This window comes from Phyllobacterium sp. CCNWLW183, assembly GCF_037203775.1.
In the GTDB taxonomy this organism is placed as follows: Bacteria; Pseudomonadota; Alphaproteobacteria; order Rhizobiales; family Rhizobiaceae; genus Phyllobacterium; species Phyllobacterium ifriqiyense.
The window spans coordinates 132,440-156,270 of record NZ_JBBCBN010000010.1 but is presented as its reverse complement, the minus strand read 5'-3'; the positions used below and the strand labels follow the sequence as shown (position 1 = coordinate 156,270).

General features: G+C 53.4%; 29 protein-coding genes. 20 read left to right on the top strand and 9 right to left on the bottom strand.

Annotated elements, in window-relative coordinates:
• Positions 1–22: 22 nt before the first annotated feature.
• A complete protein-coding gene (locus V9K95_RS21510; protein WP_336442039.1) occupies positions 23–1,027 on the bottom strand; it encodes an NAD(P)H-quinone oxidoreductase in 1,005 nt (334 codons plus the stop codon).
• 96 nt (positions 1,028–1,123) lie between these two features.
• Between V9K95_RS21510 and V9K95_RS21505 the strand changes: the two genes are divergently transcribed.
• The 3 genes from V9K95_RS21505 (at position 1,124) to V9K95_RS21495 (ending at position 2,972) form a co-directional block, all read left to right on the top strand.
• Positions 1,124–1,309 carry a DUF1192 domain-containing protein gene (locus V9K95_RS21505; RefSeq protein ID WP_115054133.1) on the top strand — a complete coding sequence of 62 codons (186 nt, stop codon included), beginning with the start codon at positions 1,124–1,126 and terminating at the stop codon, positions 1,307–1,309.
• A gap of 111 nt (positions 1,310–1,420) precedes the next feature.
• Positions 1,421–2,662, top strand: coding sequence for an MFS transporter (locus V9K95_RS21500; RefSeq protein WP_115054134.1), 1,242 nt, complete (start codon positions 1,421–1,423; stop codon positions 2,660–2,662).
• A gap of 46 nt (positions 2,663–2,708) precedes the next feature.
• Positions 2,709–2,972: an ArsR/SmtB family transcription factor gene (locus V9K95_RS21495; RefSeq protein WP_008128262.1), complete on the top strand. Its 264-nt coding sequence runs from the start codon at positions 2,709–2,711 to the stop codon at positions 2,970–2,972.
• A gap of 141 nt (positions 2,973–3,113) precedes the next feature.
• Here V9K95_RS21495 and V9K95_RS21490 read toward each other — a convergent pair whose 3' ends face one another.
• The gene (locus V9K95_RS21490) at positions 3,114–3,293 is read right to left on the bottom strand and encodes a YdcH family protein (RefSeq protein WP_115054136.1); all 180 of its coding nucleotides are present in this window, start codon (positions 3,291–3,293) and stop codon (positions 3,114–3,116) included.
• 224 nt (positions 3,294–3,517) lie between these two features.
• On the opposite strand from V9K95_RS21490, the gene V9K95_RS21485 reads away from it, so the two are divergent.
• The 5 genes from V9K95_RS21485 to V9K95_RS21465 all read left to right on the top strand — a co-directional run bounded on the left by V9K95_RS21485 (position 3,518) and on the right by V9K95_RS21465 (position 6,414).
• The gene (locus V9K95_RS21485; protein ID WP_008128260.1) at positions 3,518–3,721 is read left to right on the top strand and encodes a YdcH family protein; all 204 of its coding nucleotides are present in this window, start codon (positions 3,518–3,520) and stop codon (positions 3,719–3,721) included.
• 91 nt (positions 3,722–3,812) lie between these two features.
• Positions 3,813–4,310, top strand: coding sequence for a 5-(carboxyamino)imidazole ribonucleotide mutase (purE, locus tag V9K95_RS21480; protein WP_115054137.1), 498 nt, complete (start codon positions 3,813–3,815; stop codon positions 4,308–4,310).
• A 2-nt stretch (positions 4,311–4,312) separates the two neighbouring features.
• The gene (locus tag V9K95_RS21475) at positions 4,313–5,386 is read left to right on the top strand and encodes a 5-(carboxyamino)imidazole ribonucleotide synthase (protein ID WP_115054138.1); all 1,074 of its coding nucleotides are present in this window, start codon (positions 4,313–4,315) and stop codon (positions 5,384–5,386) included.
• Positions 5,387–5,552: 166 nt separating this feature from the next.
• The gene (gene ykgO / locus V9K95_RS21470; RefSeq protein WP_040856283.1) at positions 5,553–5,678 is read left to right on the top strand and encodes a type B 50S ribosomal protein L36; all 126 of its coding nucleotides are present in this window, start codon (positions 5,553–5,555) and stop codon (positions 5,676–5,678) included.
• 61 nt (positions 5,679–5,739) lie between these two features.
• On the top strand, positions 5,740–6,414 hold the full coding sequence (locus V9K95_RS21465; protein ID WP_336442040.1) for a tetratricopeptide repeat protein: 675 nt from the start codon (positions 5,740–5,742) through the stop codon (positions 6,412–6,414).
• Between the two features lie 306 nt (positions 6,415–6,720).
• Here the strand turns inward: V9K95_RS21465 and pyk are convergent, their stop codons facing one another.
• The 3 genes from pyk to V9K95_RS21450 all read right to left on the bottom strand — a co-directional run bounded on the left by pyk (position 6,721) and on the right by V9K95_RS21450 (position 9,047).
• On the bottom strand, positions 6,721–8,157 hold the full coding sequence (pyk, locus tag V9K95_RS21460) for a pyruvate kinase (protein ID WP_115054140.1): 1,437 nt from the start codon (positions 8,155–8,157) through the stop codon (positions 6,721–6,723).
• Positions 8,154–8,627 (bottom strand): DUF1036 domain-containing protein, encoded by a 474-nt coding sequence (locus V9K95_RS21455; RefSeq protein ID WP_307286259.1) that lies wholly within the window; start codon positions 8,625–8,627, stop codon positions 8,154–8,156. Before V9K95_RS21455 ends, pyk begins: the two co-directional genes overlap by 4 nt.
• A gap of 210 nt (positions 8,628–8,837) precedes the next feature.
• Entirely contained in the window at positions 8,838–9,047 is a 210-nt protein-coding gene (locus tag V9K95_RS21450; protein ID WP_336442041.1) for a hypothetical protein, read from the bottom strand.
• A gap of 165 nt (positions 9,048–9,212) precedes the next feature.
• Here V9K95_RS21450 and V9K95_RS21445 point away from each other — a divergent pair, with 165 nt between their 5' ends.
• The 3 genes from V9K95_RS21445 to V9K95_RS21435 all read left to right on the top strand — a co-directional run bounded on the left by V9K95_RS21445 (position 9,213) and on the right by V9K95_RS21435 (position 10,704).
• Positions 9,213–10,016: an N-formylglutamate amidohydrolase gene (locus V9K95_RS21445; protein ID WP_336442042.1), complete on the top strand. Its 804-nt coding sequence runs from the start codon at positions 9,213–9,215 to the stop codon at positions 10,014–10,016.
• On the top strand, positions 10,009–10,314 hold the full coding sequence (locus V9K95_RS21440) for a DUF1244 domain-containing protein (RefSeq protein ID WP_115054144.1): 306 nt from the start codon (positions 10,009–10,011) through the stop codon (positions 10,312–10,314). Before V9K95_RS21445 ends, V9K95_RS21440 begins: the two co-directional genes overlap by 8 nt.
• Before the next feature lie 120 nt (positions 10,315–10,434).
• Positions 10,435–10,704 carry a DUF2312 domain-containing protein gene (locus V9K95_RS21435; RefSeq protein WP_008128240.1) on the top strand — a complete coding sequence of 90 codons (270 nt, stop codon included), beginning with the start codon at positions 10,435–10,437 and terminating at the stop codon, positions 10,702–10,704.
• Here the strand turns inward: V9K95_RS21435 and V9K95_RS21430 are convergent.
• Together V9K95_RS21430 and V9K95_RS21425 are read right to left on the bottom strand one after the other, a co-directional pair.
• Positions 10,677–10,946 carry a hypothetical protein gene (locus V9K95_RS21430; RefSeq protein WP_336442043.1) on the bottom strand — a complete coding sequence of 90 codons (270 nt, stop codon included), beginning with the start codon at positions 10,944–10,946 and terminating at the stop codon, positions 10,677–10,679. The two genes, V9K95_RS21435 and V9K95_RS21430, sit on opposite strands and share 28 nt — an antisense overlap.
• A gap of 405 nt (positions 10,947–11,351) precedes the next feature.
• Complete coding sequence (locus V9K95_RS21425; RefSeq protein WP_115054145.1) at positions 11,352–11,630, bottom strand: hypothetical protein; 279 nt, start codon at positions 11,628–11,630, stop codon at positions 11,352–11,354.
• A gap of 839 nt (positions 11,631–12,469) precedes the next feature.
• Between V9K95_RS21425 and V9K95_RS21420 the strand changes: the two genes are divergently transcribed.
• The 3 genes from V9K95_RS21420 to V9K95_RS21410 are packed head-to-tail and all read left to right on the top strand — an operon-like array spanning position 12,470 to position 14,212.
• The gene (locus V9K95_RS21420) at positions 12,470–12,949 is read left to right on the top strand and encodes a carboxymuconolactone decarboxylase family protein (RefSeq protein WP_336442044.1); all 480 of its coding nucleotides are present in this window, start codon (positions 12,470–12,472) and stop codon (positions 12,947–12,949) included.
• Between the two features lie 57 nt (positions 12,950–13,006).
• Complete coding sequence (locus V9K95_RS21415) at positions 13,007–13,762, top strand: SDR family oxidoreductase (RefSeq protein ID WP_336442045.1); 756 nt, start codon at positions 13,007–13,009, stop codon at positions 13,760–13,762.
• A 33-nt stretch (positions 13,763–13,795) separates the two neighbouring features.
• Positions 13,796–14,212, top strand: a complete 417-nt coding sequence (locus tag V9K95_RS21410) for a cupin domain-containing protein (RefSeq protein WP_115054148.1) — start codon at positions 13,796–13,798, stop codon at positions 14,210–14,212.
• A gap of 55 nt (positions 14,213–14,267) precedes the next feature.
• Here the strand turns inward: V9K95_RS21410 and V9K95_RS21405 are convergent, their stop codons facing one another.
• On the bottom strand, positions 14,268–14,753 hold the full coding sequence (locus V9K95_RS21405) for an RrF2 family transcriptional regulator (protein ID WP_336442046.1): 486 nt from the start codon (positions 14,751–14,753) through the stop codon (positions 14,268–14,270).
• 415 nt (positions 14,754–15,168) lie between these two features.
• Between V9K95_RS21405 and V9K95_RS21400 the strand changes: the two genes are divergently transcribed.
• The 6 genes from V9K95_RS21400 to phoB all read left to right on the top strand — a co-directional run bounded on the left by V9K95_RS21400 (position 15,169) and on the right by phoB (position 21,697).
• Positions 15,169–16,218 (top strand): PstS family phosphate ABC transporter substrate-binding protein, encoded by a 1,050-nt coding sequence (locus V9K95_RS21400; RefSeq protein WP_115054150.1) that lies wholly within the window; start codon positions 15,169–15,171, stop codon positions 16,216–16,218.
• A gap of 88 nt (positions 16,219–16,306) precedes the next feature.
• On the top strand, positions 16,307–17,680 hold the full coding sequence (pstC, locus tag V9K95_RS21395; RefSeq protein WP_115054151.1) for a phosphate ABC transporter permease subunit PstC: 1,374 nt from the start codon (positions 16,307–16,309) through the stop codon (positions 17,678–17,680).
• Complete coding sequence (gene pstA / locus V9K95_RS21390) at positions 17,673–19,412, top strand: phosphate ABC transporter permease PstA (RefSeq protein ID WP_307280825.1); 1,740 nt, start codon at positions 17,673–17,675, stop codon at positions 19,410–19,412. The genes pstC and pstA overlap by 8 nt, the downstream gene beginning before the upstream one ends.
• A gap of 14 nt (positions 19,413–19,426) precedes the next feature.
• Positions 19,427–20,242, top strand: coding sequence for a phosphate ABC transporter ATP-binding protein PstB (gene pstB, locus V9K95_RS21385; protein ID WP_307280822.1), 816 nt, complete (start codon positions 19,427–19,429; stop codon positions 20,240–20,242).
• A gap of 23 nt (positions 20,243–20,265) precedes the next feature.
• Positions 20,266–20,994, top strand: a complete 729-nt coding sequence (gene phoU, locus V9K95_RS21380; RefSeq protein ID WP_115054154.1) for a phosphate signaling complex protein PhoU — start codon at positions 20,266–20,268, stop codon at positions 20,992–20,994.
• A gap of 16 nt (positions 20,995–21,010) precedes the next feature.
• Positions 21,011–21,697 (top strand): phosphate regulon transcriptional regulator PhoB, encoded by a 687-nt coding sequence (gene phoB, locus V9K95_RS21375; RefSeq protein WP_008128223.1) that lies wholly within the window; start codon positions 21,011–21,013, stop codon positions 21,695–21,697.
• Between the two features lie 163 nt (positions 21,698–21,860).
• On the opposite strand, the gene V9K95_RS21370 is transcribed toward phoB, so the two are convergent.
• Entirely contained in the window at positions 21,861–23,714 is a 1,854-nt protein-coding gene (locus tag V9K95_RS21370) for an ABC transporter ATP-binding protein/permease (RefSeq protein ID WP_336442113.1), read from the bottom strand.
• Positions 23,715–23,831 lie beyond the last annotated feature (117 nt).

Sequence of the window (23,831 nt, the reverse complement as noted above, 5' to 3'; positions counted from 1 at the left end):
TAGCGGCCTTTACAGTCTTGGTTCAGCTTACATCTAAAACAATTTTGCCAATATGCTGGCCATCTTCCATACGCTCATGCGCGCGCCAGGCTTCATGCAGTGGATAGACCATATCGATCACCGGCGCGACTTTACGCTCAGCCAATAGCGGCCAAACGTTAAGTTCAAGCTCGCGGGCAATTCCGGCTTTGAACTCGATTGTTCGGGCCCTTAACGTTGATCCCGTATGTTGCAGTCGCTTGACCATCAGCTTGGTCATATCGGTCGTTGCCTTTGCCCCGTTGAGAAAAGCAATCTGCACGATACGGCCATCAATAGCCGCCGCGTCATAGTTCCGGTCGACGTAGTCGCCGCCAACCATGTCGAGGATCAGATTGGCACCTTTGCCGTCCGTAAGTCGCTTAATAGCCTCGACAAAATCCTCTTCGCGATAATTGATTGCGTGATCGGCTCCAAGCTTGACGCATGCTTCGCACTTGTCGCCTGATCCAGCCGTTGTAAATACGCGCGCCCCGAAGGCCTTGGCCAGCTGTATCGCTGTCGTGCCGATACCGGACGAGCCGCCATGGACGAGAAATGTCTCGCCGCTTTGCAGGGCACCCCTCTCAAAAACATTGTGCCAGACGGTGAAGAATGTTTCGGGAATTGCGGCGGCCTCTATGTAGCCGTAGCCTGCCGGGATCGGCAGGGCGTTGGATTCATGAACCGTGCAATATTGGGCATAGCCGCCGCCGGCCACCAGTGCCGTAATACGTTCACCAAGGCGGAAACGGGTTACACCTTCCCCTGTTGCGACAACATCCCCGGAAATTTCCAACCCCGGAATGTCTGAAGCGCCTTGTGGCGGTGGATAATGGCCTTGCCGTTGCAAAACATCGGGACGATTAACACCGGCGGACCGCACTCGCACAAGAAGCTCCCCGGATTTGGGCGCAGGAACGGGTCTCTCGCCCGCTTTGAGAACCCTTGGGCCACCTGGAGAACTGATCTCAATCGCCGTCATCACTGTTGGAATCTCTTCTACCATTATGAACTTCCCTGATATTGATTCATTGGAATAATTTGCAATTCCAAGTGGTTGGAATGTATCTTACTACGCGGAGGCGACAAGTGGAGGAAAGAAATGTCACTTTTCGATGAAGAGCCCCGGCGCAAGACTGTTCATGATATCGGCCAGGACTTGTCTTTGCTATCTGTTGCAGAACTTGATGAGCGTATAGGCTTGTTGCGTGCGGAGATTGTACGTCTTGAGGAGGAGCGTTCGCGAAAGGGAGATAGCAAGGTTGCTGCAGAGGCGCTCTTTCGCTGATTGATTTCAATTTGGTGCAGGTGCCATCAAGTTTCCGCATTGATAACCGAGAGAAAGCTGCATCCCTATCAATACAGAGCCGTCTTCCCCCGCTCGTCCGAAGGATATCTCGTGTTTCGTTCATTCATTCAGGTCTTTGCGCTTCTTTGCGGCACATCTTTTCTCGTCATGGCTTCAGGCCTGCATGGATTATTGCTACCCTTGCGCGGCGGCGCCGAAGGGTTTTCAACGACATCGCTCGGTTTGCTGGGAACAGCATGGGCAGGTGGCTTTATAACAGCCTGCCTTCTTGCCCCGCGACTGGTGAGAAGAGTCGGACATGTTCGTGCATTCAGCGCCTTTGCCGCGATTGCGGCAATCGTTGCGCTGATGACCGGAATACTCGTTAATTCAACGGCTTGGATTGTCCTGCGCGCCCTCACCGGATTTGCCATGGCAGGCTCCTATATGGTGATTGAGAGTTGGCTTAATGAGCGGGCCACGAACGCCAATCGCGGCCAAATATTCGGTCTCTATATGGTGGTCAATTTCGGGTCGATAACGGTTGGCCAGCTGATGATCGGTTTTGGCGACGTGCATAATGGCACGTTCTTTATGCTGTCCGGCATATTGTTCTGCCTCGCATTGATTCCGACAGCTATTTCAACAGCCAGCAGTCCAAAACCATTGACGGAAGTGCAGCTTGATTTGCGTGCGCTTTACCGTAATTCGCCGGTGGCCTTTCTTGGCTGCATACTTATTGGCGTTGCCAATGGCGCATTCGGTACGCTGGGCGCTGTATATGGCGCTGCGACAGGGATTTCGGTCGGTGAAATCGCCTTGATGATGAGCGCCTCGGTGCTCGGCGGCGCGCTGATGCAGATTCCGGTCGGGCGTATGTCTGATCGAACCGACCGGCGTTATGTATTGGCCTTCGTTGGCGGTGCTGCGGCATTGATCGGGCTGTTGATTTTCTTCATCGCTCCAAGGCATGCCACGATCATTCTCATCATGACGGCGATATATGGTGGCTTGGCCTATACGCTCTATCCCGTGGCTGTTGCGCATGCCAACGACTTTTCGGACTCCGAAAACTTCGTCAAAGTGACGAGTGGCCTGTTATTGCTCTATGGTTTTGGCACGATGATCGGCCCGGTACTGGGTGCCTGGGCGATGGAGACCATCGGAGCCGAAGGATTGTTTGCGATCACGGCACTGGCTCATGCGGCAATCATGTGTCATGCAATCATTCGCTCGCGAATGCGCGCACCGGTGCCAATCGAACTGCGGGATAATTTTCAGACGGTGCATTCGGAACGTGCAACACCCGAAGGTGTAAAGCTTGATCCACGTGCGGAAACCCTGCCCGAATAGCGACAAATCCGTTGACATTGCTGGCGGTTTAAACCGAAACTGCAACATGGTCGAAACAGATGCTTTTGTTGCAATTTCCGATCCCAACCGCCGATACCTTCTTGAGGAATTGAGGCGGGGTCCAAAAACCGTGAATGAGTTGGCGTCCGGTCTTCCTATATCGCGCCCCGCGGTCTCCCAGCACCTTAAAGCACTGCTTGATGCGCAACTGGTTTCGGTGAAATCAGAAGGCACCCGCCGCATCTACGCAGTCGACGATAGCGGCTTTTTCCATTTGAATTTGTGGCTTGATCAGTTCTGGAATGAATAATCCGCCATAGCACCGGCAGAAAACTCATCCAAAGACATGAAAACCCGGCTGTCTGACCAGACGTGCCGGGTTTTCGGATCTGCCGCGTGATATACTCAGGCGGAATTCGGGGTCTATCTTGCCTTGCGACCCGGAGTCGTTTTAGTGGTGAGTAACGAGCGTACGAATTTTTTCGATTTGCTCTTTCAGCACAAGCTTGCGACGCTTGAGGTCGCTAATCTTAAGATCGTCCGTAGCTGGACTTAGCATTGCATCGGAGATTTCTTTCTCAAGTGCTCCATGCTTACGTTCAAGCGTTTCAAGATGAGACTCAATGGCCATGCGGCTTCTCCCTTGGTTAATTTCCTTGCTCGTAATGCCCTGTCAGCCAAGTAGCGGCTTTATGACAGAGCCGTGACACTCTGCCACTACTTGAAGCAATTGTCGAATATGTTTCGCAGGATTTTATTGTCACATGAAATGTGATATTGCGGCATACCGGCAAGTGACAGTGTTACTCCGGACCGCTTTTGATAATTCTACAGCAAAATACCGGGAATCACTGCATGTCCGATCAAGATCAGGCTGACATTCGATTGGCAGTCGCAAGATTGAAGCAAGAGCATCTGGACTTCGATGCAGCTATCCAGGCAATGATCCAAGTTGGTTGCGACCAACTGCGTATCCAGCGCATGAAAAAGAAGAAACTCATCATCAAAGATAAGCTCATCGAGCTGGAAGACAAAATCATCCCCGACATAATCGCCTGATATCAAAGAGCAATCTGCGGTGCTGTGACTTATGCTTGCAGGCTCTTTGCTTTTACACTAATTCCCCCATTCCATTATTAGAGGATGCTCAATGGCTGATACACGTGCTGACGTAGCAATCATTATGGGAAGCCAGTCCGATTGGTCGACCATGCGTCATGCGGCTGAAACGTTGGACAGCCTTGGAATTTCTCACGATGACCGGATCGTTTCGGCGCACAGAACGCCGGATCGATTGGTCGAGTTCGCCAAAAGCGCGAGAGAATCTGGTTTCAAGGTCATTATTGCGGGTGCAGGCGGTGCTGCACATCTGCCAGGCATGGCTGCGTCCATGACGCCTTTGCCGGTTTTTGGCGTACCTGTTGAATCGAAGGCTCTCTCCGGCCAGGACTCGCTGCTTTCCATAGTGCAAATGCCAGCGGGCATACCCGTCGGGACATTGGCAATTGGCCGGGCAGGCGCGGTCAATGCCGCATTGCTGGCAGCAGCGGTTTTGGCTCTGCACGATAAGGAACTGGCAAAACGGCTTGATGCTTTCCGGCAGGCACAAAGCGAGAAGGTTGCGATGCGGCCTTCCGACGAGGTTTGAGAATGATTTCTGCAGGTTCGACGATTGGTATAATCGGTGGTGGTCAGCTCGGACGAATGCTGGCTATAGCTGCTGCACGTCTCGGCTACAGAACAGTGATACTGGAGCCCCAAGCAGATTGTCCCGCAGCGCAAGTTGCCAATGAAGTTATTACCGCAGCCTATGATGATCATGACGCGTTGGAGCGATTGGCTGAGCTAAGCGACGTCATTACCTACGAATTTGAGAATGTGCCCGTCGACTCAGCGGAACTTTTGAGTGAAACGAAGTCAGTATTTCCGCCAGCAGAGGCACTGAAAGTCTCACAGGATCGCGTCACCGAGAAACGGTTTCTCAACAAGCTCGGCATTCAGACCGCGCAATGGCGCGTCGTCGAAAATGAGGTGGAGCTGGAAGCTGCCCTGCTTGCTTTTGGCGGCAAGGGCATCCTTAAGACCCGGCGCTTCGGTTATGATGGAAAAGGCCAGGCGAAGTTTTCCGGCGTGCCGGGCGAAACGGCCAAGGCCGGATTTGCCGCCGTTGGCAATGCTCCTTCCATTCTTGAGGCGCTGGTGGACTTTACTCACGAGATATCGGTCATTGCGGCGCGTGACGAGGCCGGCAATATCCGGGTTTATGACATTGCCGAGAACGTTCACAAGGATGGAATTCTCGCAAGCTCGACAGTTCCTGTTTCCGTGTCTTCAACAATGGCGGGCCTGGCAGCGGATGCGGCCCGCAAGCTACTGGAAGGATTGAATTATGTCGGCGTGCTCGGCATGGAGTTCTTTGCGCTTGCCAATGGAACTTTGCTTGCCAATGAATTTGCACCGCGCGTGCATAATTCCGGCCACTGGACAGAAGCAGCCTGCGCCGTTTCACAGTTCGAGCAGCATATACGCGCCATTACAGGATTGCCTCTGGGCGATACGAGGCGGCATTCCGATTGTGTGATGGAAAATCTCATTGGCGATGATATTGCCCGCGTGCCAGAGATATTGAAAGAAAGCGGAGCCGTGGTGCATCTTTACGGCAAGGCCGAAGCGCGTCCGGGGCGCAAGATGGGGCATGTGACTCGCATAACCAAACGCCTCTGAATGCTGGAAAAGATAAGTTTTCTCGCTGAATCATGCGATGAATCGCGGGATGGGAGTTGACAATGCAGGCATTCCTTGGCTATTTCCCCGCAACGTGTTTCCGGCGCGCTTAAAAGGCGCGCTTTTTATTGGTGCCCGGTTTCGGGCGAAAGATACCGGTGCTGAAATGAAGATCAAGAACTCCCTTAAGGCCCTCAAAGCCCGTCATCGTGACAATCAGCTGGTCCGTCGCAAGGGCCGCATGTACATCATCAACAAGACTGCTCCGCGCTTCAAAGCACGCCAGGGCTGATCTTACCGTTTCACGGTTATTTGCATTTGACGTTTTGCTGATACGGACTAACATTCGTGTCATGCGGAACGTCTTTGCTATTTTAATCGGGCTCTCAACGGTACTTTCGCCAATGATTTCAATGGCGGAGAGCGCTTGGGCGCAAGAAAGAACCGGAACGGAAGACAGGGCTGATACGCAGGGGAAACCTGCTGAAGGCCAGGCCCTCACTCCGCAACAGGCCGCATTGCCCGGCAAAACATTGGCGGAAAAGCGTGCCGCCCGGCTGGATGAGCTTTTCGGTCAATTGAAGCGGGAAACCAACGCGATGAAAGCATCGCGGATTGCCTCGCAAATCCAAACCCAGTGGCAGAATTCCGGTAGCGCAAGCATCGATCTGATGATGGGCTGGGCCTCTAAGGCCATGGAAGATAAGAAGTATTCCGTTGCGCTGGATTTTCTCGATCAAGTCATCGTCATGAAGCCGGACTATGCGGAAGGCTGGAACCGCCGCGCCACATTGAACTATGTGATGAATGATTACGGCCGCGCCATGGCTGATATTCACAAGACGCTGACATTGGAACCACGGCACTTTGGAGCCATGGCCGGTATGGCTTCCATCCTCAAGGAAACGGGCCGCAAAGAGGCAGCGCTGGGCGCATTCGAGCAGGTTTTGAATGTCTATCCGATGATGCGTCAGGCTCAGAAAGAAGTCGGTGAACTGGCAGATGAATTAACCGGCCAGCGCACGTAATTTCGGTGATTGCAACTAATCACAACTAAATCACCACTATCGATTGTAATTCTTCGGCAAATTTGTCCGTTTTTTCGGGAAAATCATTTAGCTTTGCGGGTATTTTGCTTAAAATGCTGAAAATGAGCGGGAAGCTCCATAGCTGTTGCGCTGGCGGTTCGTTGCAATGCCGTCCGCACTCTTTTCTAAACTGCCGTAGCTTTCGTTAGAGTAGCAACCAGCAATATGCTCAGCTTAAAATTGCAAATTCCGGCAATGCTTACGCATGCCGGAATTTTTATAATCAACCGCTTGCAGCGCTAGACGTCAGACGCTCGTCAGACCGTCGGAGCCGATATAGGCGATGCGCAGCATATTCGTTGAACCTGGGGTACGCAGGGGCACGCCAGCCGAGATGATGATGCGATCACCTGGATTACCGAACTCTTCCTGATAGGCAATGTGGCAAGCACGATCGACCATCTCATCAAGATCATAGGCCTCGTCGGTTACAACGCAATGCAACCCCCAGACGAGCGCTAGCTTGCGGGCGGTTTCAACGACAGGCGACAGCGCGATGATGGGTAAAAGTGGCCGTTCGCGCGCGGCACGCAAGGCAGTGGTTCCCGAGGCGGTATAAGTGACGATAGCTGAAAGATTGAGCGTTTCGGCGATCTGGCGGGCGGCGAGCGAAATTGCATCGGCGCCGGTCGCATTGGGCTCGGGGCGCTGGGCATGGATGATGCCGGGGAAGTTTGGGTCGCGCTCCACCTGTTCGGCAATGCGCGCCATTGTTGCGACGGCTTCTACAGGATAATCGCCAGCTGCAGATTCTGCCGAAAGCATAACCGCATCGGCACCTTCGAACACGGCTGTGGCAACGTCGGACACTTCGGCGCGGGTTGGCACGGCGGCAGTGATCATCGATTCCAGCATCTGCGTGGCGACGACAACGGGCTTACCTGCCCGGCGACAAGCACGAATGATCTGCTTCTGGATGCCAGGCACTGATTCCAGCGGCATCTCAACGCCGAGATCGCCGCGCGCAACCATAAGCGCATCGGAAAGCTCGATGATCTCATCAAGGCGGGTAACGGCCTGTGGCTTCTCGATCTTTGAGAGAAGAGCAACGCGGCCGCGCGAGATCTTGCGGACTTCGGCAAGATCCTCCGGCCGCTGGATAAAGGACAGGGCAACCCAGTCGATTTCTTCCTGCAGCACGGCATCAAGGTCGCGGCGGTCTTTCTCGGTCAGAGCGCCGACATCAAGTGTGGTGTCAGGCAGGCTGACGCCTTTCTTGTCGGAAATACTCGTTCCTGAAACAACCCGGCAGCGAATATGCTTGCCATCGGATGCTTCAGCGACAAGCGCCAGCTTGCCATCGTCGATCAACAGGCGATGACCCGGCTCAACGGCTTTGAGAATTTCCGGATGCGGCAGGTAAACGCGGGTGTTATCGCCAAGCGCTTCATTGTTGTCGAGGGTGAAGGTCTGGCCTGCAACGAGTTCCACCTTGCCTTCGGCAAATTTGCCCACACGCAGCTTGGGTCCCTGCAAATCGGCGAGAATGCCGATTGGCCGTCCGACTTCTTTTTCCACATTGCGCAAGCGGCGCACAAGTTCACGCATCAGGTCGTGGCTGGCATGGCTCATATTGATGCGGAAGACATCGGCACCGGCTTCGAACAGTTTGCGAATCATGCCTTCGTCGGAGGAAGCAGGACCGAGCGTGGCGAGAATTTTGACCTTGCGGCGACGTCTCATTGAGGAGGGGTATCCGTTACAATTGGAGATGAGGGAGGATTTTCTTCTGTCAGCTGGACCATCCAGCTCGTCTGCTCGCCCGTATCATATTCCTGAAATCCGGAACGCTGGAAACCGCGTGCGAAGCAGTCATTGATACCGGTTATCTTGAACTGGTTTTCGGCAACGCACATGTTGATCTTGCCGTCCCAGCGCCCGCCGCTTTGAGCATCTTCGGCGTAAAGGTAATAATAGCGCGATGTCAGCGGTCCGACAACCAAGGTGGTGCAGGAAGAGGCGTTGACATGCCACCAGCCTTCCGTGATCCAGCCAGTCTTGGCGCGGTAGCCCAGAGCAACGCCGACCAGATTTTGGGTGGAATTGCACACGCGGAAATCGGCATGGGCCTGGGTCGGCGCAAAAACGCTTCCCGAAATGAATATGAACAGAAATGCCGCGAGGAAGCTTCCCCATCTTAGCTTTATGCTCATACTCAATATTGCCTCCGTCCGGTCTTTTAGGGTCCTGCCAGCACCAAAATTAAGCCAATGGCTTCAGGGCAGGTAGACGAGGTTCCTTTTCGGTAGTTTCGCGCGCATTGTCAACGCGTGAATAAGTCGTAGAGGGGTGCCACGACAAGATTGTGATCGGCTGTGGTGTTTTTGGGACGATCCGGCTCAGGCTGCGATCTAATCGATTTGTTATGGCGCCTTGTCCGTGGTCGCTTCATCCTCTTCGTCTTCATCGTCAGACTCAATTATGTTCCACATGAAGGCGTGCAAGCGCTCCTCGATATCCTTCTTCGAGGCTCCGGATTTTTCCATCTCACGTTTTATTTTGAAGAAGTGATCTCTGTCCGCAGGCGTGAGATATTTAGTGGCGTTTTCTAACGATGATATTCGACTGGACATGCAGTGCTATTATCTTCTTACCCGCCGCAATGGAAGTAACATATCGTGCTCCAATCTTTATTGCTCTTGTGGTTCCAATAGCCCGGCGAACAATCTGCCTTGCATTGCAGCCAAGGGCGTGAAAGACAAAAGCGGTCAGATTCACCGTTGCAAGAGCCTGTCTTCATGTCCTTTTCTCCCTATCATCTGGTTGATGGCGATTATGCCAAGGGCCTTGTCCTGCTTGCCGATCATGCGAGCCGCGCGCTGCCGGAAGAATATGGCTCGCTGGGGTTGGATGCCGCGCAATTCGAGCGGCATATTGCATATGATATTGGCGTCGAGCAGTTGACCCGCAAACTTGCCGCCATGCTTGGTGTGCCAGCGGTACTTGGCGGGTTTTCGCGGCTGTTGATTGATCCAAATCGCGGCGATGATGATCCAACCCTGATCATGCGTCTGTCTGATGGTGCCGTGATACCGCGCAACAATCCAATGCCTGAAGATGAGCGAAAGAGGCGCATAGACCAATATTACAGGCCCTATCATGATGCGGTTGCCGCAGCGATCGCGGAAACGGTGGAACAGAGCGGCAAGGCGCCCCTGGTTATTTCCATTCACTCGTTTACCGCATTCTGGAAAGCAACGCCGAGGCCCTGGCACGCCGGCATACTTTGGGACAAGGATCCACGCGCTGTGCTGCCTTTATTGGCGGGTTTACGGGCAGATCCCCTGCTGGTCGTTGGCGATAATGAGCCCTATGACGGGGCACTCAAGGGCGACACAATGTATACGCATTGCATCCTGCCGGGTTATGCCCATGCGTTGATTGAGGTACGCCAGGACCTGATTGGCGATGATGCGGGCACGACCTTATGGGCTGAGCGTCTGGGGTCGATCCTTGAAGGCATGAATGCAGTACCCGATATGCATGAGGTTCGGCATTATGGTTCAAGAACGGGAATAATTGAGGAGATCATCCATGACTGATTTAAGCCGGGAACAGCAAACCGAATTGGAGGCGGCGGCTTTCCGGCGTTTGGTGGAGCATCTGCGCGCCCGCAGCGATGTGCAGAATATTGATTTGATGAACCTGGCAGGGTTTTGCCGCAACTGCCTTTCCAACTGGTATCGCGAAGCGGCGGAAGCTTCCGGCATCGCGATCAGCAAAGATGAATCGCGCGAGATCATCTATGGCGAGCCCTATGCCGATTGGCAGGCAAAATATCAACGCGAAGCAAGTGACGCAGCCAAGGCAGCCTTCGAGACAAACAAGCCCGGGCATTGAAAGGTCCAGATGGCTGCGGTCGCAGACTCTATTTCCTTGACTCCCTAGCCCTTCGTCGGGCATCGGAACGCTCCGCGCGGCTTAACCCCGAGTCGCCAGTTACGTTTTACGGAGTGAAATATGAGCATGGATGATTTGGGCGCACAGGGCGGTGTCGAAGGTGTAGCGGCAGCAGAATTGCGTCAATTCATCGAGCGCATTGAGCGCCTCGAAGAAGAAAAGACCACGCTTTCCGATGATATCAAGGAAGTGATGGCTGAAGCCAAAGGCCGCGGCTACGACACGAAGATCATCCGCACCATTGTTCGCCTGCGCAAGAAGGACGCCAATGAGCGCAAGGAAGAAGAAGCGATCCTTGAACTTTATATGAACGCCTTGGGTATGGAATGATAGCCAGCCTGCGGGTTGGGTTTTAGTGAACGATGCGGGATCGTGCGATGCACGGTCCTTTTGCTTGGGCGCGGCGCTAGGGATGAAGTGGCGTCCTCTTTGGTAGTGAAACCATCCCTGATGTGACCACTGTCGCCCCAAACAACAAAACAGCCCGAAAGTTCTTCCCATAGGATCGTATATCCACCGGAAGCCATCCGGTCATGCAATTCAGGAAGTTTTGGATTTTCAATCTGGCCCATAGCGGTCTCCTTGACTCACTTGGACGGTGTCAGCACTTGCAGTTGAAAGGATGGTTGCCTCCTGAAAAGGTTGAGAAACGTCCAATGTTTCGATCAGCAGTTCGAGATGGGTAATGTCGCGCAGAGCCTTCAGATAGGTGTCGCGGGTTTGATCGCCCGCTCCGCTTCGGCCTACACGAATAAACTGGTATTGCTCGCCAGCATCGATAGTTCCAACGATGTCCTCCGCCTTAGAGAGCTTCAGGACGGCCCAATTTAATAGTGTTTTTTGCTGCTCAACCCTGTCGCCGGATATAACAAGGCCTTCGGTAACAATTTACCACCACTGAAATTCACCAAAAGTTCCGTTTTTTCCCTCAAGGGGCGTGGAGATGAGCGGACGAGTTGTTCCGCTTCAAAAATCGATCAACGCCGCTCTGTCCTTCGCGGTAGAGCGGCGTTCTTTTGGGCTTCGGGTTCAGATTTTTGCGCAAGCTTCAGGTCGTGCCGTGAAATGACTTCCCGCAGATGGTGAGCGAGGCGGCGGTAATGGTCCGCCGTTTGCAGGGAAATGTCTTCCTTCTCGCCTGACCGCGATTTACGAAAGGCTTTTTCGACACCTTCCTCCAACCGGACAATGCGCTCTTCATGCTCCTGAACGGCCAGACGGAGTCTTTCGATAAATTCATTGTAGACTTTACCCATTACATCAATGCCCTGAGCCCGTTCATGCTTGCCTGCCAGTGGCAGCTATCTGGCAGTCTCGAAACGAGCGTAATAGCGATCAGTTCCATCGCAGACACTCGGTTTTGAATTCGTCCGGTGTCATGGGACCATGATCATTGATGTGAACTTTCCACACCGAATGAATATCCGCGAATGCTTCCGCAGCGGTCGTAAATGTCATGACATTCGAAGTGGTGATTTCATCAGGCACAAAAAGTTGGATCTTGGAATTGGATCAATTGGCATCGCCGTATCCGTCTAATTTTTCGACTGGTAAAGCTGTCTGGTTTTCCGGTTGCGAGTTTCTTTTTCGGACGGGGTCAGCCGCCGGCGTCTGAGCATGCCATAGGCCATTATTGTCCGAGAATAATGGGTCCGCCGAGCACAACAAAAAGCCAAAGATATTCGGTCATTACGGTTACCTCCTTTCGAACCGGTGCCCGGTGAATTGGTTCCAACCATTGAAAGCTTTCAAGCTGTACAAAGCCACAACCTTTGTCCAGCGCTTCGGCGGCCTCTCAATGTCGCCTGCCTTTGATTGCTGTAGGCGCCATGCATCACAGGGCCGGCTGGTGAAAAATAGAGCATCCCGAAGGCGTGAGGGCGACTGACGGAGGCACAGGTCTAAAACAACCGGCTTGATGGCAATTTTTTGGATCGCCGATAGTTCGTTAAATCAAATACTTACGTGAAATGTGGGCAGCTGAGCGAGCGCAGGCGCAATTTATTGCAGGCGCCCCACTTTACATTTTTTCTATTAAGGATATTAAATATCCTTAAGGATAACAAATATCCGTAATAGACGAATGGAGAGACATATGAGCCAGCGCCTTAACTACATTCAGCAGTCGCCCGAGTTTTTCAAAAAGTTCATGGATTTCAGCCTGGCGCTCAAGGACAGTGTCATTGAAGAGAAGATCGAGGATCTCGTACATATCCGCGCCTCCCAAATGAACGGCTGCGCCTTCTGTCTCGATATGCATGTCAAGCAGGCCAAGATGCATGGGGAGACCGAGCTTCGTCTTTACCACATTGCTATTTGGCGGGAATCGACACTGTTCTCCCCGCGCGAGCGCGCAGCTTTGGCCTGGGCCGAGATTTTGACAAAGCTGCCGGAGCAGGGCGTTCCGGATGATGTTTACGAACGCGTTCGCGGCCAGCTCTCCGAGAAGGAGCTGTCTGATCTAACCTATACGGTCATGGCTATCAATGCCTGGAACCGCGCCAATGTGGCCTTCAGGACTGTGCCCGGATCATCGGACAAGGCCTTTGGTCTCGATAAGGCTGGCCTGAACTAAACCTTTGAACATTGATCTCTTAACACCCGGATTAACGGGCATCGAAGGACAATTGCCATGAAAATCGTTATTATTGGGGGAACTGGTCTGATCGGATCGAAGACCGTTGAACGCCTGCGCAAGAAGGGTCATGAGGTGGTCGCCGCCTCGCCGAATACCGGGGTCAACACGATTACCGGAGAAGGCCTGACCGAGGTGCTTGCCGGTGCGGATATCGTCCTTGATCTGGCCAATTCGCCATCCTTCGCGGACAGGGATGTTCTCGAATTCTTCCAGACCTCCGGTAAGAACCTGCTTGCAGCCGAAGCAGCGGCAAGCGTGAAGCACCATATCGCGCTTTCCGTGGTCGGCACCGAACGTTTGCAGGAAAGCGGCTATTTTCGCGGCAAGCTTGCGCAGGAAGAACTGATCAGAAAGTCGCCGATTCCCTATACGATTGTTCACTCAACGCAATTCTTCGAGTTTCTCAGCGGCATCGCAGAATCCGGGACGGTCGGCGACAAGGTGCATTTATCACCTGCCTATGTACAGCCTATTGCTTCTGATGATGTGGCGGACGCCATGGCTGAAGTGGCGCTTGCACCGCCGGTCATGGGGACGGTGGAAATCGCAGGCCCGGAAAAGGTCCGGCTGAGCGATCTGGTTGGCCGTTACCTGAAAGCAACCAATGATCCAAGGTCGGTAGTGGTCGATGCTCACGCCAGATATTTCGGCGCGGAACTCAACGATGAATCGCTCGTGCCCGGCCTTGATCCGCGGCTTGGATCCATCGGTTTTGAAGAATGGTTCGCAACGGCGCCCCGCCGCAAGTGAGCCGCCAGACAGCGAAAATCGAAGGAGACTGAAATGATCAAAACCTCAATCACCGCATTGGCGCTTGGCTTGCTGCTCATGAACAGCGCTGCCACACATGCCGACGGGACAGATGCCAAGGTCACTATTGTTTACGAGCATGAGCTGCCGAATGTGCCGGGTAAAAGCATCAAGGGCATTCTTGTGGAATATGGGCCGGGCGGGTCTTCGCCGGGACATACCCACCCGAATTCCGCCTTTATCTATGCGACTGTTCTGGAAGGGGCCATTCGCAGCCAGGTCAATGACGGCCCCGTGAAGGTCTATCGTGCCGGGGAAAACTTTTCTGAAATGCCGGGTGATCGCCATGGTGTGAGCGCGAATGACAGTAAAACCGACCCGGCACGGCTGCTTGCCGTATTTGTCGTCGATACCAACGAGAAAACCCCTTTGACCACCCCGATCAAGTAACATTCTTGTCGATATAATAGCCGGTCACGCCGAACCGGGTTGGCCCGCATGTTATCTACGTGCGGGCCATAATCCATTCGGAACTCTTCTTCCAAAGATCAGCTGGAACGTCCTTAGCGAGTGTTTCGACCAGGCTGGCCAGCGTTACACTGCGCAACTTGCTGCGCCACGCCTCATCAGCATCCCACATGATGCGAGCCACGGAGCATGGCTTCGTATCGCAATGGTCTGCGGAGCGGCAAGGATTGTTCTCTCTGATATTATTGCAGACAAAGGTCGGGCTTTTCCCCTCAACAGCCTCGACAATATCCAGAAATGTAATTTCTGAGGTCGGTCTTGCAAGCCGGTAGCCACCGCTTGGCCCAAGTGTCGTCTCGACAATCGCGGCCTGCGAAAGATTTTGCAGCGCCTTCGATAGATATTCCTTGGGAACACCATGAAACTCAGCCAATGTCTTGGTTGAAAGATAATGGTTTTCCGGCAGCCCGGCCAGAAGGGCGCAGCAATGGAGTACCCATTCGACCTGACTTTTCAGTATCATTGCTCAATCCTGCCCGTGACAGTTTTAGGGCTCAAATGCTCGATTTAAGGATAATCAATATCCTTAAATAGGAAATTTGTAAATCATATCAACGGCAGGGCGAAAACGGGCCTGAAATTTTTGCCAGCATTGCGCAGGACAAGAACGGACATCCATCAAATGGAGAGCTGCATCCCCTTTCGACGGGCTCCGGATATCGTGATATAATTCAACAGGGTTGAAATTCGCCGCCGAAGTTTCATTTGCTGCCACGGGAATAAGCGTGGCTAAAATATATAATAAATACAAATGTTTAATCGTAACGCTTTTGCGGCTCGCTCATTGTGATCAAACCGTAATATTAGTGTCACATGACTGTTATAAACCTTCTGTAGATAGCGGTGACTTCAAAAGTTTTCAAACAGGAGTAAAACCCATGAACAAGCTTTTTTCAACGGTGGCAATTGCGGCCATCGGCATTGCAGCCTCGCTCGGCACTGCATCTGCACGCGATCAAATCCGCATCGTCGGGTCTTCGACGGTTTATCCTTTCACCACTGCTGTTGCAGAAAATTTCGGCAAGACATCCGGCATGAAGACGCCAGTTGTCGAATCCACCGGCACAGGCGGCGGCATGAAGCTTTTCTGTGAAGGCGTTGGCGAAAAGTTCCCGGATGCAACCAATGCATCGCGCGCAATCAAGAAGAGCGAATTTGCCGATTGCAACAAGAACGGCGTCAAGGACATCGTTGAAATTCTTGTTGGCTTTGATGGTCTGACCGTTGCCCAGGCAAAGGCCGGTATTCCTCTGAAGCTTTCGCGCAAGAACTTCTTCCTCGCTCTTGCCAAGGAAGTTCCGGGTGCTGATGGCAAGCTCGTTGCCAACCCATACAAGAATTGGTCTGAAATCGATCCTTCGTTGCCTAACGAGAAGATCGAAGTACTTGGCCCGCCTCCAACATCCGGCACACGCGATTCCATGCATGAGCTTTTCATGGAAGCCGGTGCGCTTGAAATTCCTGCTCTGAAGGAATTGAAGGGTAAGGACGCCAAGGCATTTGAAGCTGTCTGGAAGTCACTTCGCGAAGATGGCGCCTATGTGGAAGCAGGCGAGAACGACAATGTGATCGTTCAGAAGCTTGAAGCAAATCCAAAGGCATTTGGCGTATTCGGCTATTCCTTCCTTGAGGAAAATGCATCGAAGCTGGCCGGTGTGCCAATCGACGGTGTTGTTCCGACCTTCGAAACAATTTCCGACGGTACTTACAAGCCTTCTCGTGAACTTTACGTCTATATCAAAAAGGCCCATGTCGGCGTTATCCCGGGTCTGGACAAGTTTGCTGCTGAATACGTGTCGGACACTGCAAGCGGCGAAGAAGGTTACCTTTCCGAAAAGGGCCTCGTGCCGCTGCCAGCTGAGCGCCATGCTGAAGCTGCCAAGGCTGTTCTGGCCATGGAGACCATCAACGGCGACAAGCTGAAATAAGCTTTATATCAAGAATGGCAGCCGGTGATCTGACCGGCTGCCATTCAAATACATTGAAGCCAAGCCTTGGACCTGGATCGGTAGGCCTATGACCGCAACATATTTCCTGATACTCGCGCTATTGACAGTCTCGCTGTTTCTGGTGGGTCGCCAAAGGGCGTCATCCCTTGCCGGAGCGGAGCCTTCGTCTCTCCATTCGCTTCCGTCCTATCACGGCATGTTTCTTGCGGCTTTGATCGCGCTGTCCATGCTTCTGGTCTATGTTCTGGGAGCGCCGCTTGCCAATCGATATGTCGAGGCGCAGGCACTTGCGGGTATTGACCCGGCCACTATTGCTGATGGTCTTGGCCGCAGCGCGGTGTTTCGCGACATTCATTCAATTCTTGCCGGTACTTATGCAGGCACTGCCTCGCCCGAACTGGCCAATGCCGCATCGGCCTATTCAAGCGCTGTCAGCCTTACTGGCTGGTTATTGCTGATTGGCGGCGTTGCCCTTGCATTGGCCGCCGCAATGATGGGTTTTCGTCTGATCGGGCCGCAGTTTCGCGCGCGAAACAGCGTCGAGCGACTGATCAAATATGTCTTGCTGGCCTGTTCGGCCATTGCTGTCCTGACGACAATCGGCATTGTTTTTTCCGTGGTTTTCGAAACCATCCAGTTCTTCACCAAAGTATCGCCGATCGACTTTTTGTTTGGTCTGCAATGGTCGCCGCAAACGGCGATCCGGGCTGATCAGGTCGGTTCATCCGGCGCATTTGGCATTGTGCCGCTGGTGGTCGGCACATTGCTGATCACTGTGATCGCTATTGCAGTTGCTGGTCCGCTCGGCCTGTTTGCAGCGATCTACATGGCTGAATATGCCAGCCCGCGCACGCGTGCAATTGTGAAGCCTATTCTCGAAATTCTGGCCGGTGTGCCTACTGTTGTGCTCGGCTTCTTCGCTGCCTTGACAGTCGCGCCATTCATCCGCGGATGGGGCGAAACCTTTGGTCTCTCGGTCTCGTCGGAATCGGCACTCGCTGCCGGACTTGTCATGGGCATGATGATTATCCCCTTCGTGTCGTCGCTCTCGGATGATGTGATCAATGCCGTGCCTCAAAGCCTGCGCGATGGTTCCTATGCGATGGGCGCAACAAAGTCCGAAACCATCAAGAAGGTTATCCTTCCTGCGGCTTTGCCGGGCATCGTGTCGGCATTCATGCTGGCAATTTCCCGTGCAGTCGGCGAAACGATGATCGTGGTCATGGCAGCCGGACTTGCTGCCAACCTCACATTCAATCCGCTCGAAGCGGTTACGACCTTTACCGTGCAGATCAAGACCATTCTGGTTGGAGATCAGGAATTCGACAGTGCCAAAACGCTCTCGGCTTTCGCTCTCGGCTTCGTGCTCTTCTTCTTCACGCTTGTCCTCAACTTCATCGCGCTCCAGATCGTCAAGAGATATCGGGAACAATATGACTGACATCACCATATCCAACGGCATTCCCGTTACCGACTACCCACGCGATGCATTGGTCAAGAAGCGCTACCGCGCAGAGCGGCGCTTCAAATTCTACGGGATCGCAGCAATTATTCTGACGGCACTGTTTCTGTCGGTTGTTTTGCTCGATGTTCTGTTCAAGGGCTTGCCCGCGTTTTCAGAATATCGGGTAGATCTGAAGGTTACCGCAGATCAGGCGGCATTGGACCCGCAAAATACCCGCGATCCTGTGACGCTTCTTGCTGGTAATTACGACAAGATCATTCGTGACGCATTGGCTGCTCAGTTTCCTGATGTTTCAACCCGTGCGGAACGTCGCGCGTTGAATGGCCTGCTCAGTTCAGGTGCATCCGACGATTTCCGCCGCATGATTTCGGGTAATCCTTCGCTGATCGGTCAGGAAGTGACCGTCCCTGTTCTGCTTTCAGATGATGCAGATCAGTTCCTGAAGGGTTATCAGACATCGGAAATCGTGCTGGAAGGTACGGGAACGCTTTCCCAGACCCTTAACGGCGAGACCTATTCGCTGCGTTCATCGGGTGATGATTTCGCCAAGGCTTTTCAGGAAATGCAGGGTTTTCTGTTTGAGCGTCTGGAAAAGTTGACGACAGAATCCGCACGTCTTGAAAAGCTGATCCCTGGCCTTGATGCAAATGCAGCAAGCTCGTTGCAAAGCCAGATCGATGCGATCAAAGCAGAGGCGCAGACGCTGAATGCCCGCATCACCGACGCTAATGTCGCTATTGAGTTGGATGAGAAGCTGCCCAGTCTGCTTGTCAACGTCAATGGCGGGACGATCAAGGCGAGCCAGATCAGCCCCTCGGGCATTGATGGCGTCAAGCTGATAACACCTGCAAGCGCCGAAGCTGCTGCTCCCGGCAGCTGGTCCATGCTGACGCTTGTCACGCCGGAATCAAACCGCCGCGTGCAGGATCAGGCTGCGATCTGGCTCACAAAGATGAAGTCCGAGGGCCTGGTGGAACGTGCCTTTGCGACCCGCTTCTTCACCTCGGGTGACTCGCGTGAGCCTGAACTTGCAGGTATTCGCGGTGCATTGACCGGAACGCTCTGGACGCTCGCCGTAACATTGCTGCTCTGCCTGCCACTAGGGGTCGGTGCTGCCATATATCTTGAAGAGTTTGCGCCGAAAAACCGCGTGACCGAGATCATTGAAATCAATATCAACAATCTTGCAGCCGTTCCATCAATTGTCTTCGGCTTGCTCGGACTGGCGATGTTCCTTAATTTCTTTGACCTTCCACGTTCCGCCCCTTTGGTTGGCGGGCTGGTGCTGGCACTGTTGGTAATGCCGACAATCATCATTGCATCGCGCGCTGCACTTCGCTCCGTACCTCCTTCAATCAAGGAAGCGGCGCTGGGCGTCGGTGCATCGCATCAGCAGGCCATCTTCCACCATGTGCTGCCTCTGGCCATGCCCGGCATCATGACCGGCACGATTATCGGCATGGCGCATGCTCTGGGCGAAACGGCTCCGCTGCTGATGATCGGCATGGTCGCGTTCATCGTCGATATTCCTGGTGGGATAACCGACGCTTCGACGGTGCTGCCGGTGCAGATTTATCTGTGGTCCGACCTTCCTGAAGTCGCCTTCCAGGCAAAGACTGCCGCAGCCATTCTGGTGTTGCTGGTGTTCCTATTCGTGATGAATGCTGCGGCGATCATGCTGCGCCGACGTTTTGAACGTCGCTGGTAATGAGGTACAAGGACATGAACATGTTATCCGAAGTTGATGTGGAAAAGAAATTGCATAACTCCTCGAACCAGCCTGCGATAAAGATGAAGGGCGAAAACGTCTCCGTATTTTACGGAGCCAAACAAGCGCTCTTTGAAGTCAGTCTCGATATCAGGGAAAAGGAAGTCACCGCGCTTATCGGACCATCGGGTTGCGGCAAGTCGACTTTCCTGCGTTGCCTGAACCGCATGAATGATACGATTTCGATCTGCAGGGTCACGGGCAATATCACGCTTGATGAGCGCGATATCTATGATCCCAAGATCGACGTGGTTCAGTTGCGCGCCCGTATCGGCATGGTATTCCAGAAGCCAAATCCATTTCCGAAGTCGATCTTCGAAAATGTTGCCTATGGCCCGCGCATTCATGGTCTTGTCAAAAGCAAGAGTCATCTCGACGAAATCGTGGAAAAAAGCCTGCAGCGCGCAGGCCTGTTTGCGGAAGTGAAAGACCGTCTGCATGAATCTGGCACAGGTCTTTCCGGCGGACAGCAGCAGCGTCTTTGCATCGCGCGCGCCATTGCGGTCAGCCCGGAAGTGATTTTGATGGACGAGCCTTGCTCGGCGCTTGATCCTATCGCGACGGCAAAGGTTGAAGAACTGATCGACGAATTGCGCCAGAACTACACGATCGTCATCGTCACGCACTCAATGCAGCAGGCGGCACGCGTGTCGCAACGCACGGCAATGTTCCATCTTGGAAATATTGTTGAAGTCGGTGACACTGAAATGATGTTTACCAGCCCTACCGAAAAGCGCACGCAGGACTACATTACCGGACGTTTCGGTTGATCTCACGGGAAGAGGGTTAGACAATGACTGACACAGCACAACACACCGTCCGCTCTTATGACGATGAACTGAAGTTTCTGACGCACAAGATTGCAGAGATGGGCGGACATGCGGAGCGCATGGTCGAACAGGCTGTGTCGGCCATGGTCAATTCGGACAATGCGCTTGCCCAGCGCGTGATCTCTGACGACCTTATCCTCGACGCCGGTCAGCGCGAGATTGACGAAAAGGCGATCACCATCATCGGCAAGCGCCAGCCAATGGCGATCGACTTGCGCGAAGTAATCGGTACGATCCGCATTTCATCCGATCTTGAGCGTATCGGCGATCTTGGCAAGAACATTGCCAAGCGTGTCGTAGCCGTCAACGATACGCGCCAGACGCTCTCTGTCTATCGCGGCCTGCAGACCATCGCAGAACTGGCATTGACACAACTTAAGGATGTTCTCGACGCTTATGCGACACGCTCGGTGGCACAGGTCAATATCGTCCGTGAACGCGATGATGAGATTGATGCGCTTTACACGTCGCTGTTCCGCGAACTCCTGACCTATATGATGGAAGATCCGCGCAACATATCCGCTTGCACGCATCTTTTGTTCTGCGCCAAGAATATTGAGCGCATCGGTGACCATGCCACCAATATCGCCGAGACGGTCTATTACATTGTAACGGGAACACAGCTTCCGGCGGAACGCCCGAAGGAAGATCAGTCGCATACCGTTATTCTTGACGAGCCAGTAACGCCATAATTGCCGGAAGCAGACCATGCCTATAGCTCCCAGAATCACAGTCGTTGAAGACGAAGATGCCCTCAGTGTTCTCCTGCGTTATAATCTGGAGGCAGAAGGCTATATTGTCGAAACCATCAGCCGTGGTGACGAAGCCGAAATCGCCTTGCGCGAAAAGGTGCCGGATCTGCTGATCCTCGATTGGATGCTTCCAGGCCTTTCCGGTATTGAACTTTGCCGCCGCCTGCGTGCTCGGCGCGAGACAGAAATCCTGCCGATCATCATGTTGACCGCGCGCGGTGAAGAAAGCGAGCGTGTTCGCGGTCTTTCAACCGGTGCGGATGATTACATGGTCAAGCCGTTCTCGACACCGGAATTGCTGGCACGCATCAAGTCCATGCTACGCCGGGTCAATCCAAGTCTCTTGTCGCATGTGTTGAGCTTTGGAGATCTGAAACTTGACCGCGAACAGCACAGGGTTTTCCGCAAAGAGCGTGAACTCAAGCTCGGACCGACAGAATTCCGCCTGCTGGAATTCCTGATGCAGTCTCCAGGCCGGGTGTTCTCGCGCGGACAGCTCCTGGACAATGTATGGGGCGCGGATATTTACGTCGATGACCGCACGGTTGACGTGCATGTTGGCCGTTTGCGCAAGGCAATCAATATTGGCAGATCGCTTGATCCGATCCGGACCGTGCGCGGTGCAGGCTATTCCTTCGGATAGGATTAAAGCGCGTTTTTCTTTATCGAATTTCTGTCTCGGCCGGGAAACAGAATCGGCGTTATATGAGCCAATTTGCGCTAGAGATGGCTTGCGCAAATGACCGGTAGTCTCATTTAAACAGAACTGCTTCTACCGGACAAAAAGCGCGGTGTTCCGAAAAGGGCTATTCGGCGGCAATCAGCGGGAAGTTTGTTGCTGGTAGCGGATCTGGCTCGACCAATGTCTCCAGAAGTGGCCGCTGGATGGCTGTGCCGCCATTGATCTCCAAAATATGCGTATAGAAGTTTTCGCCGGAAACCGAGCGTGGCGCTTCGATCTCATGCATCACGCTGATAACGGTGGTTCCGGCGCAATGATCCTTGATGGCCTGATGGAAGGCGATCTTGGAGTCCGGGTCCAGCGCGCCGGTTGCTTCATCAAGAAACAAAACCGCAGGCTTGTGCAGCAATATGCGCGCAAGCACCAATTTCTGCTTCTGACCACCCGACAGGAGCTGGTCCCAAGACGTGCCATCGCGGCATTCTTCACCAAGGTTTTCAATAAAGTCGCCCATGCCGGCGCGGTGCAGGGCGGCCGCAACGGAGGAATCGCCAAAACGGCTTTCATCCATTGGGAGGCATACGAGCTGTTTCAGCGAGACGCCGGGAAGTTTGACCTCTTGCGCCGCATACATCGTTGCCGCATCTTTCGGGTAAAAGATTTCACCACGGCCATAACCCCAAAGCCCGTTCATTGCTTTGAGCAAACAGGTTTTTCCACTACCGGAATCGCCCTTGATGTAAGCCCATTGGCCCTTGCGCAACCGCATATTTCCAAGCGTGAGAAAAGCTTTGGCCTCGCTGTCGCGGTGCATCAATTCAAGTCCCCGCACCGAGACGCCAAAGGCTTCATGCTGTGTTGCAAATTTGAACTCACTGACACCGGTGGACCGATAATATTCCGAGGGCTGGCTGACACGCTCGACCGCTTGGGCCAATTCGGTAACGCGCCGTGCATTTGCCTTCAAATTGGCAATTGCGGGCATGACATGGATAAACCAGGAGCATTCATTGATCATCGAACCAACAAGCTCGGAACCGGTAATATAGTTCTTGAAGCTGATCGTATTACCCATATAGGGCAGAAGACCGGGTATATAGGCGACAATACGGGCGGAAAAGAAATTGTAGATCGAGGTGAACGACATATAGCAGGCATCGAACACATTGAAACGCCCCCAATTATTGTCGACGCTTCTGTAAAGCTTGTCATTTAACGACTTTTGAACAGTCTCGCCATTGGCAGCGGCAACCTGAAAGCTGCGGCGCAACAATGTGGTCAGCTCACTTCTGTAACTGCCTTCGGATTGCTGCATGGCGAGGGTGAGTTTTTCAAGAGCGCGGCCAATACGCATGGCAATCCATGTGCTGAGCGGCACGTAGAGCGCAATGCCCGTAAAGGCCAGCGTGGCACTGCCATAATCTCCAAGAAAATCAAGGCCGGGTATTGGCGTTGAAAGTTCAATGAGTTTCTGGCCCACGAAAAGAATGGACATTGTGACGCCCAGCACGCCCATGGCCAGCCCAATGGCGCCGCCGGTCATTCCCTTGATGGATTCCTGAATGCGCTGGTCGATATTGTCGGGAGTTTGCTCCGCCGAACTTCCCTGCTGCAAATGATAATGTGTGTGCTGTTCATCAAGCAGCGCCTCACCGAAGCGGCCATTGAGCCAGCCGCGCCATTTACGATGCAAGGTTGTCGAAAGGAGATGACGGACACCGATGAAACCAATTTCCTTGACTGCAACAATTGCAACGAGAATACCGGCATTTGCGAGGATCACATTGAGCGGATTAACGACAAAAGGGTCGTGTATATCGACCAGCGAGTTGATCAACTCGCCCGACGCCATCGCCATCCAGACGCTGGCCTTGCTGGCTGCGGCGGTCAAAAGCGCAATGGCGATTGTCAGCGTCCAGGCTTCAACCCAGCGCTCGGAGGTCCAGTACGCCCTAAGCAGTCCCCAGAAGCTGCACATTGATGCCAATGCGGAGTTTCCGTTGACGGGAGATGATTTCCCAACTGGCTTGGTGCCTGATTGCAAGAGATTGCCCCGGTTTGATTCCAATTACAGTAACACAATGTTACGCATTGC

Bases quoted from the DNA above. Each gene is read 5' to 3' on its own strand.
- V9K95_RS21440 (WP_115054144.1), top strand. From the start codon at position 10,009: ATGACTGATTTAAGCCGGGAACAGCAAACCGAATTGGAGGCGGCGGCT.
- V9K95_RS21435 (WP_008128240.1), top strand. From the start codon at position 10,435: ATGAGCATGGATGATTTGGGCGCACAGGGCGGTGTCGAAGGTGTAGCG.
- V9K95_RS21430 (WP_336442043.1), bottom strand. From the start codon at position 10,946: ATGGGCCAGATTGAAAATCCAAAACTTCCTGAATTGCATGACCGGATG.
- V9K95_RS21370 (WP_336442113.1), bottom strand. From the start codon at position 23,714: ATGTGCAGCTTCTGGGGACTGCTTAGGGCGTACTGGACCTCCGAGCGC.
- pstA (WP_307280825.1), top strand. From the start codon at position 17,673: ATGACTGACATCACCATATCCAACGGCATTCCCGTTACCGACTACCCA.
- V9K95_RS21455 (WP_307286259.1), bottom strand. From the start codon at position 8,627: ATGAGCATAAAGCTAAGATGGGGAAGCTTCCTCGCGGCATTTCTGTTC.
- V9K95_RS21410 (WP_115054148.1), top strand. From the start codon at position 13,796: ATGATCAAAACCTCAATCACCGCATTGGCGCTTGGCTTGCTGCTCATG.
- V9K95_RS21490 (WP_115054136.1), bottom strand. From the start codon at position 3,293: ATGGCCATTGAGTCTCATCTTGAAACGCTTGAACGTAAGCATGGAGCA.
- V9K95_RS21485 (WP_008128260.1), top strand. From the start codon at position 3,518: ATGTCCGATCAAGATCAGGCTGACATTCGATTGGCAGTCGCAAGATTG.
- phoB (WP_008128223.1), top strand. From the start codon at position 21,011: ATGCCTATAGCTCCCAGAATCACAGTCGTTGAAGACGAAGATGCCCTC.
- phoU (WP_115054154.1), top strand. From the start codon at position 20,266: ATGACTGACACAGCACAACACACCGTCCGCTCTTATGACGATGAACTG.
- V9K95_RS21400 (WP_115054150.1), top strand. From the start codon at position 15,169: ATGAACAAGCTTTTTTCAACGGTGGCAATTGCGGCCATCGGCATTGCA.
- V9K95_RS21505 (WP_115054133.1), top strand. From the start codon at position 1,124: ATGTCACTTTTCGATGAAGAGCCCCGGCGCAAGACTGTTCATGATATC.
- pstC (WP_115054151.1), top strand. From the start codon at position 16,307: ATGACCGCAACATATTTCCTGATACTCGCGCTATTGACAGTCTCGCTG.
- pstB (WP_307280822.1), top strand. From the start codon at position 19,427: ATGAACATGTTATCCGAAGTTGATGTGGAAAAGAAATTGCATAACTCC.
- purE (WP_115054137.1), top strand. From the start codon at position 3,813: ATGGCTGATACACGTGCTGACGTAGCAATCATTATGGGAAGCCAGTCC.
- V9K95_RS21415 (WP_336442045.1), top strand. From the start codon at position 13,007: ATGAAAATCGTTATTATTGGGGGAACTGGTCTGATCGGATCGAAGACC.
- V9K95_RS21420 (WP_336442044.1), top strand. From the start codon at position 12,470: ATGAGCCAGCGCCTTAACTACATTCAGCAGTCGCCCGAGTTTTTCAAA.
- V9K95_RS21425 (WP_115054145.1), bottom strand. From the start codon at position 11,630: ATGGGTAAAGTCTACAATGAATTTATCGAAAGACTCCGTCTGGCCGTT.
- V9K95_RS21405 (WP_336442046.1), bottom strand. From the start codon at position 14,753: ATGATACTGAAAAGTCAGGTCGAATGGGTACTCCATTGCTGCGCCCTT.
- V9K95_RS21465 (WP_336442040.1), top strand. From the start codon at position 5,740: ATGCGGAACGTCTTTGCTATTTTAATCGGGCTCTCAACGGTACTTTCG.
- V9K95_RS21445 (WP_336442042.1), top strand. From the start codon at position 9,213: ATGTCCTTTTCTCCCTATCATCTGGTTGATGGCGATTATGCCAAGGGC.
- pyk (WP_115054140.1), bottom strand. From the start codon at position 8,157: ATGAGACGTCGCCGCAAGGTCAAAATTCTCGCCACGCTCGGTCCTGCT.
- V9K95_RS21510 (WP_336442039.1), bottom strand. From the start codon at position 1,027: ATGGTAGAAGAGATTCCAACAGTGATGACGGCGATTGAGATCAGTTCT.
- V9K95_RS21475 (WP_115054138.1), top strand. From the start codon at position 4,313: ATGATTTCTGCAGGTTCGACGATTGGTATAATCGGTGGTGGTCAGCTC.
- V9K95_RS21450 (WP_336442041.1), bottom strand. From the start codon at position 9,047: ATGTCCAGTCGAATATCATCGTTAGAAAACGCCACTAAATATCTCACG.
- ykgO (WP_040856283.1), top strand. From the start codon at position 5,553: ATGAAGATCAAGAACTCCCTTAAGGCCCTCAAAGCCCGTCATCGTGAC.
- V9K95_RS21495 (WP_008128262.1), top strand. From the start codon at position 2,709: ATGGTCGAAACAGATGCTTTTGTTGCAATTTCCGATCCCAACCGCCGA.